At 33.9% G+C, this 16,183-nt stretch carries 18 protein-coding genes, 1 tRNA gene and 1 pseudogene; 7 read left to right on the top strand and 13 right to left on the bottom strand.

Annotation, left to right across the window (positions count from 1 at the left end; translation table 11 throughout):
• Window positions 1-105: 105 nt before the first annotated feature.
• The 4 genes from K737_RS11725 to K737_RS01075 form a co-directional block, all read right to left on the bottom strand.
• Window positions 106-282, bottom strand: coding sequence for a transposase (locus tag K737_RS11725; RefSeq protein WP_075260299.1), 177 nt, complete (start codon window positions 280-282; stop codon window positions 106-108).
• Window positions 283-291: 9 nt separating this feature from the next.
• Window positions 292-507, bottom strand: coding sequence for a hypothetical protein (locus K737_RS01080; protein ID WP_023492194.1), 216 nt, complete (start codon window positions 505-507; stop codon window positions 292-294).
• Window positions 497-595 (bottom strand): hypothetical protein, encoded by a 99-nt coding sequence (locus K737_RS10890; protein ID WP_235075648.1) that lies wholly within the window; start codon window positions 593-595, stop codon window positions 497-499. Before K737_RS10890 ends, K737_RS01080 begins: the two co-directional genes overlap by 11 nt.
• A 307-nt stretch (window positions 596-902) precedes the next feature.
• Window positions 903-1,595 (bottom strand): hypothetical protein, encoded by a 693-nt coding sequence (locus tag K737_RS01075; protein ID WP_006293980.1) that lies wholly within the window; start codon window positions 1,593-1,595, stop codon window positions 903-905.
• Window positions 1,596-2,066: 471 nt separating this feature from the next.
• Here K737_RS01075 and K737_RS11720 point away from each other — a divergent pair.
• Window positions 2,067-2,333: pseudogene (locus K737_RS11720) on the top strand (transposase); the annotation flags it as partial.
• Between the two features lie 656 nt (window positions 2,334-2,989).
• Window positions 2,990-7,150 (top strand): hypothetical protein, encoded by a 4,161-nt coding sequence (locus tag K737_RS01070; RefSeq protein ID WP_024161347.1) that lies wholly within the window; start codon window positions 2,990-2,992, stop codon window positions 7,148-7,150.
• Window positions 7,151-7,229: 79 nt separating this feature from the next.
• On the opposite strand, the gene K737_RS01065 is transcribed toward K737_RS01070, so the two are convergent.
• Window positions 7,230-7,682, bottom strand: coding sequence for a hypothetical protein (locus tag K737_RS01065; protein WP_023492199.1), 453 nt, complete (start codon window positions 7,680-7,682; stop codon window positions 7,230-7,232).
• A 316-nt stretch (window positions 7,683-7,998) separates the two neighbouring features.
• The gene (locus K737_RS01060) at window positions 7,999-8,181 is read right to left on the bottom strand and encodes a hypothetical protein (protein WP_006289398.1); all 183 of its coding nucleotides are present in this window, start codon (window positions 8,179-8,181) and stop codon (window positions 7,999-8,001) included.
• A 713-nt stretch (window positions 8,182-8,894) separates the two neighbouring features.
• Here K737_RS01060 and K737_RS11350 point away from each other — a divergent pair.
• Complete coding sequence (locus K737_RS11350) at window positions 8,895-9,353, top strand: glycine zipper 2TM domain-containing protein (RefSeq protein WP_006289397.1); 459 nt, start codon at window positions 8,895-8,897, stop codon at window positions 9,351-9,353.
• 167 nt (window positions 9,354-9,520) lie between these two features.
• On the top strand, window positions 9,521-9,658 hold the full coding sequence (locus K737_RS10880) for a hypothetical protein (protein WP_023492201.1): 138 nt from the start codon (window positions 9,521-9,523) through the stop codon (window positions 9,656-9,658).
• Between the two features lie 319 nt (window positions 9,659-9,977).
• On the opposite strand, the gene K737_RS11715 is transcribed toward K737_RS10880, so the two are convergent.
• Together K737_RS11715 and K737_RS11345 are read right to left on the bottom strand one after the other, a co-directional pair.
• Window positions 9,978-10,067, bottom strand: coding sequence for a winged helix-turn-helix domain-containing protein (locus K737_RS11715; protein ID WP_075260300.1), 90 nt, complete (start codon window positions 10,065-10,067; stop codon window positions 9,978-9,980).
• 197 nt (window positions 10,068-10,264) lie between these two features.
• Window positions 10,265-10,399, bottom strand: a complete 135-nt coding sequence (locus tag K737_RS11345; RefSeq protein ID WP_268743840.1) for a hypothetical protein — start codon at window positions 10,397-10,399, stop codon at window positions 10,265-10,267.
• Between the two features lie 499 nt (window positions 10,400-10,898).
• Here K737_RS11345 and rplS point away from each other — a divergent pair, with 499 nt between their 5' ends.
• Both rplS and ychF read left to right on the top strand, forming a co-directional pair.
• Window positions 10,899-11,291 carry a 50S ribosomal protein L19 gene (rplS, locus tag K737_RS01050; RefSeq protein ID WP_035574789.1) on the top strand — a complete coding sequence of 131 codons (393 nt, stop codon included), beginning with the start codon at window positions 10,899-10,901 and terminating at the stop codon, window positions 11,289-11,291.
• Window positions 11,292-11,339: 48 nt separating this feature from the next.
• Window positions 11,340-12,416: a redox-regulated ATPase YchF gene (ychF, locus tag K737_RS01045; RefSeq protein ID WP_006293871.1), complete on the top strand. Its 1,077-nt coding sequence runs from the start codon at window positions 11,340-11,342 to the stop codon at window positions 12,414-12,416.
• A gap of 41 nt (window positions 12,417-12,457) precedes the next feature.
• Here the strand turns inward: ychF and K737_RS09870 are convergent, their stop codons facing one another.
• The 5 genes from K737_RS09870 to K737_RS01015 form a co-directional block, all read right to left on the bottom strand.
• Window positions 12,458-12,724, bottom strand: a complete 267-nt coding sequence (locus tag K737_RS09870; protein WP_006293870.1) for an IS1 transposase — start codon at window positions 12,722-12,724, stop codon at window positions 12,458-12,460.
• Between the two features lie 96 nt (window positions 12,725-12,820).
• Window positions 12,821-13,150, bottom strand: coding sequence for a hypothetical protein (locus K737_RS01035; protein ID WP_006293869.1), 330 nt, complete (start codon window positions 13,148-13,150; stop codon window positions 12,821-12,823).
• Window positions 13,151-13,298: 148 nt separating this feature from the next.
• Window positions 13,299-13,808, bottom strand: a complete 510-nt coding sequence (rimM, locus tag K737_RS06680) for a ribosome maturation factor RimM (protein ID WP_006293867.1) — start codon at window positions 13,806-13,808, stop codon at window positions 13,299-13,301.
• A gap of 33 nt (window positions 13,809-13,841) precedes the next feature.
• A tRNA-Gly gene (locus tag K737_RS01025) sits at window positions 13,842-13,912 on the bottom strand.
• A gap of 467 nt (window positions 13,913-14,379) precedes the next feature.
• Window positions 14,380-15,495: an outer membrane protein gene (locus tag K737_RS01015; protein WP_024161345.1), complete on the bottom strand. Its 1,116-nt coding sequence runs from the start codon at window positions 15,493-15,495 to the stop codon at window positions 14,380-14,382.
• Between the two features lie 573 nt (window positions 15,496-16,068).
• On the opposite strand from K737_RS01015, the gene K737_RS11710 reads away from it, so the two are divergent.
• Window positions 16,069-16,183 (top strand): winged helix-turn-helix domain-containing protein (locus K737_RS11710; protein WP_200863576.1); only part of this gene is annotated, 115 nt, incomplete at its 3' end.

Here is a 16,183-nt window from a genome sequence, read left to right as displayed (position 1 = left end):
TAGTATATTGTCCACCTCTTCATATTAGCCCAGAATTTCTCTATTGGATTCAAATCACGAAGAGTAAGGAGGTAGAAAAATTATACCGCATTTTACAGATTTTATTCATTCTCTACTTCTCTTGGATTTATGAAAAGAGGCGTTATCCATAATAACACCTTGACCAGGCTTTAGTTCCTTGATCAGAAATACCCAAGCTTGGAATAATAAAGTGTCGCAAGGTCCCTTAAACCTCATGAGTGCTATCGGCGTGTTATCAACCAAACCGGAAATACTATTTATTCTTTGATACTATTCCCCACTCTTTTTTCCAACCAATTTTTCACTTCTTCTTCCCCAGCCGTCTGTCTTTGCAAATAGACCATCAATGCCGCTTTCATCAATATATACAATACTTGGATCGCTATATATTTGATCTATTCTTGATACTGACTTCGCTTTTCTTAGATTGCTTCCACGTACGAAAAGTCTTTTTTTAGCTATAGGCCAAATCTTTTTAACCAGCAACTGAGTGTACCCCAAATTCTTGAGCAGCTTTTTTCAAGGTCATATCTTGGGTTTCTTTGACGTACGCTTCAAGCTTTTCTAAGTCAATCTTTTTTTCTGAGCCACCACCGCCTCTTAGGAAAATAACTGCCTTCTTGTCTGTATTTTCTATTCCACCTTTCTATTGCTGATATACTTTTTTAAATAGGTGCGATGGTGCAATACACCCGTTCTCCTTATCTAAATATTCTATTCTCCTTTGTCCTAAATCGTTGCTGTAGCTCTTTGTCATTTTCTTTTTATTTTAACAAAAAGTTACATCTAATTCAACCTAAATTACTATGCACTGAAAATCTCAAAAATTAATTCGCTTTACTTACGTAAAAAGCATGCTATGTTTTTTACAAAAAAACTCGTTATTTAAAGAAATTTTTTACTTTGTTTTTAATAAAATTAGATAATTCTTTATTTTCTATTGGTTTATTTTCAACTTTTAGAGGTTTCCTTTCTAAAAGATTTTCAAGATTTTCTATTAATTTTTTATTTACTTTATCTATATTTTTTATATCCTCGTTGACTTCTTGAACGTCTTTTTGAATTAACGATTCTAGCAAAGATATTACAACGATTTTTCTTTCCTTGCTTTCCTTCTTACAATAGCTTTTAGAATCGTTTTTAGGGTAGATGTGTTTAAAATAGCAAATTTCTGTATATTTTTCTTTAATTTGGTCTAGTGTTTCTGTAACAACCTTCACTAATATTGTTCGTAAAGTATCAAAATTCTTTATCCATTTATTAAACAGTTCCTGCTCAAATCCTTTTTGTTTTTGTCTCAATTGTACTTCAGCGAATATTTTTTTATGTTTTTTATTCATATCAGAAATTTCTGAAAGAATTTTTTTTTCATATTTTTTAAGATCTTCTATTGCTTTTTTCACTAATGCCTTATCGAAAAATTCTTTTTTTTTAAGAAAAACAATATTATCTGATACTCGTTTAATAATTGCCTTTTTTGCTTCTACGGAAAAAAAAGTTATAAAAAATTCCTTTACAAGTTCTGTATATTGTTTGTCTTTATTGTTTTGATATAGTGTTGTAACCTCTTCCATAAATTTTTCAAATGTTGAATAAATTTCGTTTAAATTTTTATTTTTTTCTTCTAGACTAAAAATTTTTTTTTTTATTTACTTCTTCAAAAATAGTTTCTAAGTCCTTCTCAAAAGTGGCTTTCGTTTTTGTATTAATAAGAAATAAAGAAAGAATAATAAATATTTTTTTCATTTTTTTTGAATTTGAATATTTCTACAACTATTATTACAAAGAAAATTGAATAAATAATATAAAATTTTTCTACAATAGAGTTTTAGTGATAGACTTAATGTCTGGAAACAGTCGAAAAACTTTTCCCTTTTTTAGACTACAACTATATCAAGCTCCTAAAAAATTTAAAAAGTTCATATGCTTCTTTTGAAACTAGATTTTAAAGAGAATAAGAACCTGTCTTCATGAATAAAAAAGTGTGATATAAAAGGCTTGGATGTGTAGAAGAAGAATTATCCAAGCATGACAATAGAAGCAAATACAACAAAAAAGAGGGGGGTAATGCAGTAGGTTATATAATCAAGAGCGGTTGTCAATGGCGCATGCTACCAAAAGATTTTCCACCATATTCGACGGTACATTCGTTTTATAGACTATGCAGGATTAAGGGGGTATGGGAAAAAGTGACGCATGAACTTGTTAAGACAAGCCGAATTGAGTATGAAAGGAGTAAGAATCCCAGCTATAGCATCATTCACAAAGTGTTAAAACAAGTGTTAACCCCACAGGTTCCTCAGAAAAAATAGGTATAGATGTGGGGAAAAAAGATACGTAAACGGCATAGTGGTGTTGATAGGTAAGGCAATCTGATCCATATCAAGGGTTCATAAGGCCAATGACACAGGTGCTGGGTACAGAGTTTTTAAGGAAGCGGTGCAAAAATATCCTACATTAAAGGGAGTGTGCGCAGATGCTGGATATAGAAAACTCATGGAGGCATTTGCGTAGAACTATATTGAACAAATACTATAGCACTCTCAGAGCGCATATCTCAAGGATGGGTCATACTTCCAAAGTGTTGGATTGTCGAAAGGACATAGGATAGCTAAATTATTTGCGAAGGGTATCTAAAGATTATGAAATTGCCCTAGCGACTGCTGAAAACATAATTACAGCCCATTCCATGATTCTATTAAGAAGGATAGCTAAATCATGAATACAGGTTATAAAAAAATTCGAAAGTTGATAGGTGTTATAAGGAATCCTTAGTTGTACGATTTGGGTGTTTTTAATGTTCAATTGAATTTTATTGTAACTAAAAAAATTTTGACAATTATCATCGCGTTAAATATCATTAAAAAATCATTAAACATTGTCTTTTTTTATTTTTGATAAGCGATTGACATTTCTATGTTTTTTTTCATACCATTCAAAAAGAAAAGTAGAGATAAGAAATTATTTTATGAAAAGTAAAGTTCCGTTAATAGCGATTATGGGGGCTCTAGGGAGTTTTTTTTCGGAAAGTGTCGTTCAAGGTGTGAACGAAGGGAGGAGTACTGAAAATCAAGGGGTTCAAAATTTACAGGTTGATATAGACACTTTTAATCGTGCGTTATATTCCTCTCTAAAAAACTCTGATCCAAATAGATCGTTTTCTGATTTCTTTATGCCAGGGGATATAGAAAGGCTTGATCGCCATTTTTGTGATGCTCAAACATTCGGCCCCAATAATTCGTATTTTCTTGAGTTAAAAAACTCTTTAAAAAATCTTGATCCTATGGGGTTTTTTGGGACTTTATTTAATCTAAATCAGGTAAACCAGAATGCTTTTCGGTATGCCTTAAAAATTTTGGATCAGATCAATCCAAGCGCTTTAAACGAAGCTTTTTCCTGCCTTTCGAAACGTATTATCCGCAAAAAGGACAAATTTTCGTTAGATATAGATCTTAATGAGGGGATTAATAGAGTTTTCATAGAAGATCGTTCCTTTAAATTTCCTGATGGATTTTTTGATGAAAAAAATAGACAAGATCTAGATATCGTCCTTTTGGGAAAGGCTCTAACAGTATTGAATTGCGCCTATAAATGTAGCAACAAAATTAACAAAGGTTTAATATGTGAGAATTTTAGAAATTTAAATGAACATGCTGAAAATGCTCTGGGCTATGCCTTGTCGACATTATTAAAAAGAGACGACTCGCGAACCTGTTCCTTTTTTATTCATGCTTTAGCTTTTTTAGAACGAATTGCTTCATTTGAAGATTCATCCCAGGAATCTACGAATTGGCTTGATCCAAGAATAGTTTCCTACGCGCTTTTGACTTCTTTGGGAAATAGATCATTAAGCTTTTATATTGAATTGAAAAATCATTCTTCTGAAGATTTTGTTTGGCTTTTAAACGCGTTAAATCGATACAATTTTTCTTATTTTGAAACTCTTCTTAAGAGCTTGTTTATGAAAGCAAAACACAGTAAATACTTACCTGTTTATGTTCGTGTTTTAAATTTAGCATTGGAGTATACTCAAAAGGGGGTACTAATGCCAAACATTTTTAGTTGTATTTTAAATCACGCAATAATAAATAACTACAATACGGTTTTATTTAAATTTTTTGAAGATTTAAATAATGATACTAATCCTTCTTCTTTATATTATGCATTCAATGTATTATTTAGAAAAGTTGGTGATTCTTCTAAAGTTTTGTTGCTTTTATTGAATCACAATGATGAAAGGTTATTCGATTGTGCCCTTAATGTTTTTACTTCTAATTCATTAAGAATGATGTGGGAGATAATTGGGATTTCAGAGTCAAAATTTTTTGATTCTTTTACTCCTGTAATAGATGCCAAGCCAGAAATTCTAACGTATACCTTAGTTACTTTGGAAAAGATGTTGGATTTAAATGGTGTGTTTTTTCCTGGATTTTTTTCTTCTTTTTTTAGATTAGTAGAAAAAAATAGTTTAGACGTTCTTGCTAAAGCTTTAGCTGTTTTAGAGGAAAAAAGAGCTCCTAACATTTTTAATCTTGCGTTGACCGTTTTGAGTAATGAGGCGCCTAGGGATTTAGTTCGCCTTTTAAGAACTTTAAGCATTTCAAATTCGGAAAGATTAAGTGAAGTTTTTAATAAGATCTTTACAGATTCACTAAACGATAAGGAAATGAGTAGGGAAAAACATAAAACGTTACAAGATGCACTGTTAGGTCAATTGGAAGATGTTACGTTCTTTGAAAATCAAAGTAAGATGAATTTTTATTTTGATTTTTTTGAAGATGACGTCTATCAAATTAAGATTTCTTTGGAATGTGCTGATACGCTCTTGAAATCCATCATGGGTATAATTCATGAATTTTCTCAGGAAAGAAAGGAGGCATTTTTTAGAAAGATTATATCTAAAAATTCTGATTTTCGTTTATTAGAGCGGTATTTAACCCTTACCGGAACTTCTATTGAAAGCTTTTCCAGTGCGTTTCAAAGAAAAATAAAATCCAATCTTTTTGAAATATTTAAAAATAAGGATTTTTTTTCATTTTTAAAGTTTAAAGATTTGATTGATCAAGAAAGATCTGAAAATAGGCTTACCAATTACTCTGATGAGTACGAAATATTTTGTGAATATATAAAATTTTTTGCTGATTTAAAGAAAGATAAGTATTCTAAAGATAAAGAAGTGGCTTTAGATTTTTTTGATAAAAAATTCAAAGGAAACCATAATATAGAATACTTGGTGTTTTTATTCAAATTTTTTTATCCTGAAGATTATTTTCAGCATTTAGAAGACCTAGAAACTTTTAAATTAAAAAATTTGCAAAAAGTGATTGATCGTTCTTCAGAAAAGAGACTTCACAGATTAAAAAATAGCGAAAAAGAACTCAATGATTTTTTTAAAAATCAAGAAGGTTGTTCTAGTGAATTGAATTACAGTGATGAAATTAAAAAAATGATAGATGAAGATTTGATCGTGGAGGCTAAAGAAGTCGCCAAAAGGTTCATACGTCGCGATACAACTTTGGCTCAAAAAATAAAAGATCTTTCTTTCTTTAATGAATTTTATAGAAAAATAGAGGAATTTTGCTTTGTCTACAAAAATTTTATCAGTTCAGCTTCTCGCAAAGAAGCAATTTCAGGTTTTTTTGATGAGAGTAAAGAAATATTTAAATTTATTGCAAAAACTTCTGAATCTTTTGATGAAACAGACGATAAGTTCTTAGAGTACCTATCTTCTCGTTACGGAAGTATTCCTGAAGACGTAAAAAAAGGAAAAGATTTTGTTTGTCGAGCGTCAGATAAGATACAAGAAATTTTAAATCGACGGTACCTGATGGAGAGAAAAAATTTATTCGCTTTAGGTAACGCCAATACATCAAGTGAGGACTCGGAAAGCCCACTCATTATAGAAGAATCTCAAGAGGAAGAAAGTTCTTTAGGTGTGCAAGATTCTCCAGGACCTGAGACTCCGTTAATCGTAGACGTTTCACAAAGTTTAAGTGGTCAGGTTGCAAGTGATGTGCAAAGATCAGTAAGTCGGATAGTGATAAGTGACCTGCAAAGCTCAGAAAGCTTCTTGGATATGGAAAGTCCATTAATTGTAAACGTTGTACAAAGCTCAGAAATCTTCTTTGATATGGAGGAAAGTCGATTAATTACAAACGCCGCACAAAGTTCAGAAATTTTATTGGATATGGATAATCTTCAAGGGGAAGAACACCAGCCAGCCGTGGCGCATCTCCAAAACTCAGAAAATCCGCCGGCGATAGAAAATTCAATGATTGAAGAAAGTCTTCTAACTTCAGAAGATTCTGCTATAGAAGGCAATCAACTGGGAGGTAATCAACTGGGGATAGAAGGTTCACAAAGCCCGGCAGAAATGTTAGAGGTTGAAGATCCTGAGGTTATAGAAAACTTACTTATTCCTCAAAATTTAATGGATCTTAAGGATATAGCGGATCTAAGAAATTTGAATGTGTATAAAATTTTATTGAGAAAATTTAATTATGCCGCTAGAACGAAAAAAGTTGAGAAAATTTTAATCCAACGAAAAAAAGAAGAGTTTATCGTTAATGATATTACAAGTTTTTTAACACACTACATTTATATGAAAGACGCTACTCTCTCTAAAAATTCTAATTTCTTTAAAGAAATAAAAGAACTTAAATATTTTGGGGAGGTTCCATTTTCTTTTCTTGAAGGAAGTATGAGTGGTTTTATAAGCAGGTATCATAAGAATTCAATGGAAATAAGACAACAACTTTTAGAAGGATTTACAAATTTTTGTTTAAGAGCTCTAAATAATCAAAATTTACCATGCACAGGGTATTTCGAAACTGCAAGGGGGTATAACACCTTTTTAAAAAATTTAAGAAAATCTTCTGAAGAGTATATCAAGAATTACGAGGAAGGTGAAGAGTACAAGAATGATCTTCTCGTACATCATCCTTATTCCGTATTAGAAAGATTTTTTCAAGAGTCAGTTACACAGGGGGGGCTTCCTGGAAAAGAGAGATGTTACGTAGGATTATTAACAGGAAGTGTTTTTTCTTCTTTAGAAATTAGTGGACAAGCGCTTCATTACAATTTAGAGGTACTCGATTTGGGGACTTGTAAAATAGCAGAAGAATTGTAGAAAAAGATTTTATAAAATATTAAAAATGTTTTTTTAGGGGGGGGAGCTTATGCTCCCTTTTTATTTAGGAAATTATGAATTATTTTATTTTTTTATCAAAAACGTTCTTTCTATTTTTTATTTGTTCTAGTTGATTTTTAAGGGCATTAGTAGATTTTTCGCGATTTTTTAAGAAAAAAAGATCTTTGTGATTTAGTGCTGCCTTGGGATCTTTATTAATATCTTCAGTTCTATCAAGAAACTTTTGATATAATACTTTTGGATCAGGAAGATTTTCTTTTGATTTTTCTAAGGGATATTGCCGTACATAAAACTTTTGATATAATTTTTGGGGGCCGTTAAGATTTTCTTTTGATTTTGTGGTTTGTTCTTGATCGCTTGTTCTAGTATTTTTAAACAATTGATCAGAAGAGGAAGGCGTGCTTTGAGAAGGGGGGGGGGGACTATCTTTTTGTTTAGAATCTCCACCATTAGCGTTGGCAGCAATATTTACGCCTAAAGCGAATAGTATAATAAATATATTGTTTAGCATTTTTACTCTATTTTGTATTTATGTTTTTATTATATAAAAATAATATAAAAAATGTATTTTTATTAAGGTTTTTAAAGTTTTTAGACTTAATAATTTTACTAAAAATAAATTACAAAATTTATTTTTTATTTTACCTCGATTTTAGATAAAGCAGTCAGCGAATATTAATGCGTCCATTTTTTTAATATTTTGTAAACCTCTCTAATAAAATTGCTTGGCGAAAAAACAACCTAATGAGCTATAGCTAAATCAGTATAAAAAGATTACGAAAAATGGAATTGAAATAAGCGATCAATTGAGCAAGGTACTGTTCTTCTTATATGTTTGGCTTGGGCCCATTTTTTCTCAATAGGATTGAAATCAGGGAAATATGAAGGTAAATAAAGTAAACTACGGCATCTTCTAGCATCTTTTGCGTAGCTTTCCCTTTATGGAAAGTTGCATTATCCATAACACTACCTATTTCTTTTGGAAGGTTTGGTGATAAAATCTGCTGCACCAAAGATGTACCCCCCTTTGTAAGCTAGATATCAACCCAATTACAATTATAGCTTTGCCAATTAAAACGCCTATGGGATTTGTCTCCCCCGGTTATGAGAGCCATAACACCACTTGCCTTTTCAGAGTGTCCTTGCGTTCTTGGCATATCATGAGCAAAACCACTTTCATCACTTAACCTATCTGATACCAGAAGCGCTGACTTCTACCCTCTTAGCCTTTTTATAGCACCTGTCTGGAAATTCTTCTATATCTATCCTCACGTTCTCTTTGTCTAATTTTGTCCATGGTTTATTCCTTTTGCTGACTCCTTCAAGAGTTTTGCTCTATCTTGCTACTGCTGATTTAGATATGCAAAATTTAGTGGCTACTTTTTCAAATGATAAACTGTGCTTTGTTTTTATTTTTAATACTTTTTTTAGAAAATCTAATGAATATTTAATAACTTTAATTATATAATTTATTACATAATTGTAACTCTATCCAGCCCCATTGTCATGTTCTTTTTATGATGTTTTAGCTATAATAAATAATTTTTATTATAAATTAATTATATTATGATTTTTTAATTTATTTTAATTATATTAAAGATTAATATCTCTCTGTTTTTTTATTTTTATCATTAAGATCAAAAACTTAAGAAACTTGCCAATCGAACACATATGATTTATCCTTAAAAGTGCTTTTATTTAATTTATTACGGTTAGACAAGATATGCTAATAAGAAAAACAGTTTTTTCCACATTAATATTAATAATTTTATCTGGGTGTTCTCCGCAAAATTCTCCAAAATTAGGACAAATGGGAGGTCTTGTTCTAGGAGGGGCCACTGGAGGATTTATAGGATCTACGATTGGCAAGGGCAGAGGGCGCGTACTAGCCACTGCAGTCGGTGCAGTACTGGGAGGAGCTTTAGGAAGCTTTATTGGATCTCAATTAGACCCTAAGGAACAACAAGAAGTGAAAGACTCTACTGTTCATGCCTTGGAATCAGGAGAAACTCAAACCTGGAAAAGTTCCAAGAAAAATGCAAAATGCATGGTGCGTCCAGCTGCAATAGACTCAAAAGGATGCCGAGAATACAAGACCATAGTAATGATTGACGGAAAAAAAGAAGAAGCTTACGGTCGTGCTTGTAAGGATGAATTTGGGGAATGGAGAATAGAAAGTTAAATTAAGAAATAAAAAAAATTTCATACTAAATAATAGCGGACAAGCCCAGAATAATAAAAAAAGATAATGTTTTTAATGTAAGTTCTTGAATAAAGAATAGCTAAGAAAAAATGAAAAGATACAAGGTTGCATATACCAAATCAAACTGAAAATGTTGGACTAATGCGTTGAAAGTTGTCAGTGACGCGGTCGACAAGATCCATGGCGATGGTGTCTCAGGTTTGGTCGAAAAAATGCAGAATACTCTAGCGAAATTCTTTGGCAGAGACGAAAAATCGATTATTGCGCACATGTTCATTCTTTGATGTGGTTCTGGTTGGAGTTAGGGGGGAAATAGTGCACCCCAATCCCCCTTTTTTTGCTACTTTTTGGGTGTCTTTGCTTGTAGGGTTCTTGATTCAAGATCAAGTGAATGTTAAGTGCCTTTGGATAAGCGTCTTTCAGCTGATCAAAAAACGTCTTTAAGGTTTTTAAGGACACCACCTGTCAAATCCAAGGGCTCCCATCAGGTTCATGCGTGTAGGCCGTCATGAGGGTGTCTGTGTGATAGATGATTTTCGTTTCCATGGTGGGGTGCACGCCATCACCAAACAGGATGGATTCATCTTTCGGCGGTTGTTGTCATCACCGTTGAATAAAGGCTTCCTGCTTGTCTGGATCTGCCTTTGCGTGCCATATTTCTGGATTTTTAAATGAAAAATTATGGGAGTGCAGCCACGACGTCTTGCCTTAAATCGTCTACGCAATGCCTAAGCGAACATATCACTCACTTTTATATACGTGGTGGCTTTCCAAATGTGCGATAAGTTTTTCTGCTTGTGAAATATTCAGCTTGCTTACAGAGCCCCCGCTTGACACCATTAACTTTTGATCTTCCTTGTACTCCTCTACGATCGTCAATCAGAAGAGCCTTAGCAATTAGACGAGCTCCACCCTTTGTCGGATAACAAAACTGCCGTAATCCTATCTGCTACGCGTCGGTTCTTTTCTTGCCGATGCTGCGTTCTTAACGCAACACGATCTTCTTCTTTCAGAAATCTTTGCATAAGAAAAATTATTAAACTTGTAAACAATTTCATTCAGCATGAGTATAACCTCTTAGCCCTTCCATAGCTATAACTATTTGGAAATTCTTCTATATCTATCTCAATTTCTTTTTGTCTAATTTTGTCCATGGTTTATTCCTTTTGTTGACTCCTTCAAGAGTTTTACTCTATCTCACTACTGCTGATTTAGATATGCAAAATCTAGCGGCTACTTTTTCAAATGATACCCCGTGCTTTGTTTTTAATAATTTTTTTAGAAAATCTAATGAATATGTCATAACTTTAATTACATATTATTACGTAATTATAATTCTATCCAGCTCCATTATCATGTTTTTTTTATGATGTTTTAGCTATATATTATTTTTATTTAATTTCCAATTTTTTGGATGAAATAACTATTTACAGATACCGTAATTTTCCGAATTATTTTTACCTCTGGCATCGTGAAATTTTTTATGATAGACTACTTGCAATAGTGGTTCCGTCTTTGGTTTCAATGAATCTTTTAGAACAATTTAATCAAAAAAAAGTTGCAGAGCTTATGGAAGGAAAGCAACCAATTCCAGAATTTTCTCCAGGAGACACCCTAAGTGTGCATGTTATTTTAAGCGAGGGGGGGCGCGTTCGTGTACAGCGTTTCGAAGGAGTGTGTATTGCCAGAAGAAATCGAGGGCTTCATTCTTCTTTTGTTGTACGCCGTGTAGTGGGGAACGTTAGTATTAAGAGAAGGTTTCCTTTGTACAGTCCTGTTATAGAAAGTATTCAAGTATTGCGCAGAGGAGTTGTTCGTCGTGCTAAGTTGTACTATTTGGAAGGATTGAGTGGAAAATCTTCAAGAATTAAAGAGCGGCGCAGACCGAATACTGGTACTGATTCATCGAAAAAATAAAAAAACATTTGGGTAAGCGTTGCCTAAACAATAATAGGTAAAGACATGATGCAGTGTGGTCTTGTTGGACTTCCTAATGTTGGGAAGTCTACTTTATTTAATGCGTTGACAGAAAGTGCTTTGGCTCAGGCTGAGAATTATCCATTTTGTACGATAGAGCCTAACGTTGCGTCTGTAAGCGTTCCTGATTGGCGTTTGGGTTTGTTAGCCAGTATTGCTCAGTCTAAACGTACTCTTCCGTCTCAAATTCAGTTTGTGGATATTGCAGGTCTTGTTAAAGGGGCAAGCAAAGGAGACGGGCTAGGAAACCAGTTCTTGGCGCATATTCGACAAGTAGATGTTGTTGTTCAAGTTGTTCGAGCTTTTTCTTCAGAAAATGTAACGCATGTTCATGGAAAAGTTGATCCCTTTTTCGATATAGATGTTATTGAAATGGAGCTTTTGTTGGCGGACCTTCAAAGCGCAGAGCGTCAGTTGTCAAAAAAGCAAAAAACTGTTGATAAAAAGGAAGATGTTAAAGAACTTTTGGAATGTGCTTTGTCTTATCTTCAAAGTGGAGTAATGCTTCAAAATGGTTCATGGACTCTGCAAGAGCGGTCTAACCTTTCAAGATTGGGGTTTTTGACGGCAAAACCTATGATTTATCTTATAAATATTTCTGAGCGAGATCTAATAAATGGAAATTTTCCTTACAAAGATTCTATTTTAAAGCGTGCCAGCGGAAAACCTGTGGTATGGATGAGCAGCCAGGTAGAGTTTGAAATTGCTCAGCTTTCTCAAGAAGATCGTTTTGTATTTTTGAAAGATTTGAATATAAAATGTAGTGGGCTTGAAAATGTTATTCAAGAAGTGTACAGCGCCATGGGATTGATTTCTTTTTTTACCATAGGTCCTAAGGAAGCGCGGGCATGGACTGTTAAGAAGGATGCAAAGGCTCCTGAAGCGGCAGGGTGTATTCACAGTGATTTTGAGAAAGGATTTATTCGAGCAGAAGTAATTTCGTGGAAAGATTACATAGACTATAAAGGTGAGGCGGGGGCAAAAAATGCAGGAAAAATTGCCACACAAGGAAAAGAGTACGTCGTACAAGACGGGGACGTTATGTTGTTTCGTTTCAATGTCTAATTTCTTTTATTTAAAAACAGACCTGTTAATTTTTTAGACTTTTAACCAAAGATAGCATGATTAATTTTCGAGGTTTTATTAACGTTAGGTGCCGCAAAAATACGCAGTGTTACCTCTAGCATTTCAAGTGATCGCGTGTTTGCAAGGGGGGGGCGAAATCTCTCAAACCAATGGCGGTGTTGACCGTTATTTTGTTCAATGGAAAACGTTTTATCTTTTCCCTGAAAGAGGCGATTGCTTGGAATAATTTTATTAAAACCTTCCCAATGATTTCCGCAATAAAATAAAATTTTCCATTTTTTAATCATTCCAAAAGTCGTTTGAATGTTTGACTAGAGTGATCACCAAATTCCCAATCGATGAGTCGTTTTCCAGAACGATCACAGGATTTAGAAATTCAAGCTTTAAAAATCCAAATTTTTTGCTTCTTTTTTTAAATAATGCAAAAATTTATCTACTTCCATGACGATAACTTTGTCTTCTGGGAATGGATCAATTTTGGCGCATAGCCCGCCAATGTGCCCGCCAACTTCAAAACAGCGGTGGCGCTGACACCAAAAAGCTGGGCAATTCGGTTCATTGAATGGCCGCTTGCGTACAAAACGAGGGCTTTGAGCTTGTCTTTTTTGGGCACACTTTGAGGCGGGGTTGCGTAAAATTTTTTTCATATTTTTTACTTTTGTACAGCTGAACTCCTGGAATAAAACCACTTTTAAAGCACTCCGAACATTCACAAAATTTTACATACAATAATTTTTAGAGACTTTTAAAAGACTTCCTTTGCCAATTCTAAAAAAAATATCTTTAGTTAAAAACTTCTATTTTATTATTCTGAAACTGTTCTATTTTTATGATATGTCTGAAAAATATTTGGGCGTATGATTAGTTTGTGTTTTGAATCCATTCTTCTGCTTCATTAGTGCAAAAAATAATATGCTGAGCTTTACATACATTTGTAATAAAATTTTTGTGAAATGGAAGATAAACCGACGATGCGTTTTTCGAAAGAGAAATTTCCAATAAATCTGTTGCTCCAAAATTATTCATTCTTACAACCGTTCCCAAAAGATTTTCTTGAAACTGCACTTTGTAGCCTTCTAATTCTTTCCAATAGTAGTGATCATCAGGCAAAGCTTTAAGATGCTCTATAGAGGTGTACAGCTTTATGCCTTTTAAAGCCTGGGCTTGTTCTCTTGAAGATATTCCGTGACATCTAGCTTCTATCTTAGAAGGGCGGCTTACCCATCCGACAAAATCAAACTGAAGCTTTTCTTTTTTTTCGTTATAAACCAACGGACAACGCACCAAAAACAAAGGATCTTCGGTGAAAACATCAATCTTGATATTTCCCCGCACCCCTTTTGGTCCAACAATCTTAGCTAGTAAAACCATAAATCACTAAAAATTAATTTCCTAAAAAATCAGAGCGGATAAAGAGAATCGAACCCTCATCTAAAGCTTGGGAAGCTTTCATTCTACCATTGAACCATATCCGCACTTCCCATTTATTTTACTACAGAGTTTAATTTTAAGCAATAGTGAAATTTTTGAATACTAAAAGTTCATAAGATAATTGGTGACAGAATTTATCTTAGGCACCTTTATGATAAATCGAAAGCATTAAGTTTTTTGTTACCATATTACAATAGAATAAGATAAAAAACAAGACAAATAAAATAATGTAACAGGTAAAGCTTTTATGAAAAGGTAATAAAGATTTTTCTGTGTAACACAAATGAAAATCTAAACCATTCGGCTTGTACACATTAAGAGCAAAAATTTTTCTGTAAGACCAAAGAAATTTCTTGAAGTTGAACGTTAAAAAACAGCTAAACGATGTTAAAAAAAGCACGATGGCAAAATTTAGAGCCAAAACCACTTAACGTCTAAATTATGCCAATTAATATGTGTCAATATTAAAGTTTTTTTAGCAATACAAGAGGTCTATATTAAGTGTGCAATGTTATTTTCCACAAAATACATAGGTTAATGTCACCAAAAACAGGTTAGCAGTGGTCTTTGACATCGGAATACCGCAACAATATATATCTTTGGGAACGATAGAAGCAACATTCTCCCAGCTTTTTTTGCCCAACCACTGACGTTGATATTCCAACCCCAACGCAGCGTGATGATTTAAAGCGTACCTAGCGCCACATGCTATCACAGATCCTGTAGCAGTTTTAGACAAACTACTGGAAGGTCGTCCGGATTCACCAATATAGGAAAGTCTCTGATTTTGTACTATAAGGCCAGGACCTACAAAAAGTTGTAATCGTTGTGCAACCACATATCCAAATTCAAAGATGAATTCAGCATACCACTTATTTTTCAGACGAAAAGTTGTCTTTGTTTCATCTGCTATTCCAACTATACCAGAAAAATCGAAATCTTCTCCGTCACCTTCTTCAACAAAAAGTGAAACCGGTCCGGTTTTGTACTTTAACTGAGAAGAATCGCCTCTAGTTCCAAGTACACACCGAAATCCCATTGTATAGGAATCAAGTGTTTTTTGCATCAGCACCCCTAAATTCCAGGAAAATCCAGAACTGTTTTTTACCGATCCTTTTTGTCCAAAATCTATCCAATCTTTGTATTCTTCTCCATCTATTTCTGCTGTGGCCATATCAACAGTCTTGTCAATTGTTCCATTAATCTTGAATATTTTGGTGTCGGCGGTATCCTTTCTAGCTGAAATTATAGTAAGAGTTTGATCGATGACAGGCGCGCCATTTTCTACAGTAAGAGTTGGCTGATTGGGGGTGGCACCCGCGGGAGTAACGGTAGTTGCATCTAATACAGTCAGACTATTAGTATTGTTAGCAAAAGTAAGATTAGTGTTAGAGCTTGTATTCTTGATTTCAAAATTTGAAGTAACTTTTCCTCCTTCTCCTGTAACTCCTACTTGAAGTGGCCAACTTGTGGAACCTGATCCGTCAGGAGTTGTGGACATGTTTGTTCCGCCGATTCCCATAAAAATCCCTATTCCGGATAAAAATTTATCTTTTTTTGCACTGAGGCTTGAAGCTGCAAGAAAAAAAGTTAATAAAAAAAATTTTTGTTTTAAAGAAAACATCATTGAAAAAAATGCAAAACATCAACGGCGTAATTAAAGCATGGGGAATATAAAAAAGTAGTTAAGATGCTCTAAGCCAAACGGAGAAATTAATTGTTGATTTTTTGCCACTAATAGTAAGAACATCTTCACGCCAAAAAATAAAAATTCAGTTAATTTAGGGGGAGGATACTTTCTATCTACTCTTCATGAAATAAAGTATTTGACATAGGGGCGTTTTTTGATAGAAAGGGGAATTGGGACTGATGGAGCTATTTATGGCTAAGTTTTTAACAAATAAAGAGCGCGGTGAGTTGGTGATTCTGCACAGGAGAGCGCAGGATAGGAAGACTGCCGATCGAATTAAGGCGGTATTATGCGCAGATGAAGGTAAGTCTTACCGAGAGATAGCGCATGTGTTACTTTTAGACCAGAAAACTATCAGTCGTCAAATAACGGAATACAAGGAAAAGCAGAAGGTAACGCCCACTAGCGGCGGGTGGATATGGTGGCCAAGCTTACCGCTGAGCAAGATGAGAAATTGAAGCAATATTTAACCTTGCAGACCTATCCTATGGTTGCAGCCATCTGTGAGTTATGTGGAGGCTATATAAGGGTGCATACACAGTTGCAGGCATGACATGCTGGCTACACAACCACCATTTTTCTTACAAGAAACCAGCTGCAGTGCCAGCCAAAGCAGCCCCCCCCC

The sequence above is a fragment of the Holospora undulata HU1 genome (genome assembly GCF_000388175.3).
Lineage (GTDB): Bacteria > Pseudomonadota > Alphaproteobacteria > Holosporales > Holosporaceae > Holospora > Holospora undulata_A.
The sequence above is the reverse complement of the archived record's forward strand: the minus strand, read 5'-3'. Positions and strand labels throughout refer to the sequence as shown.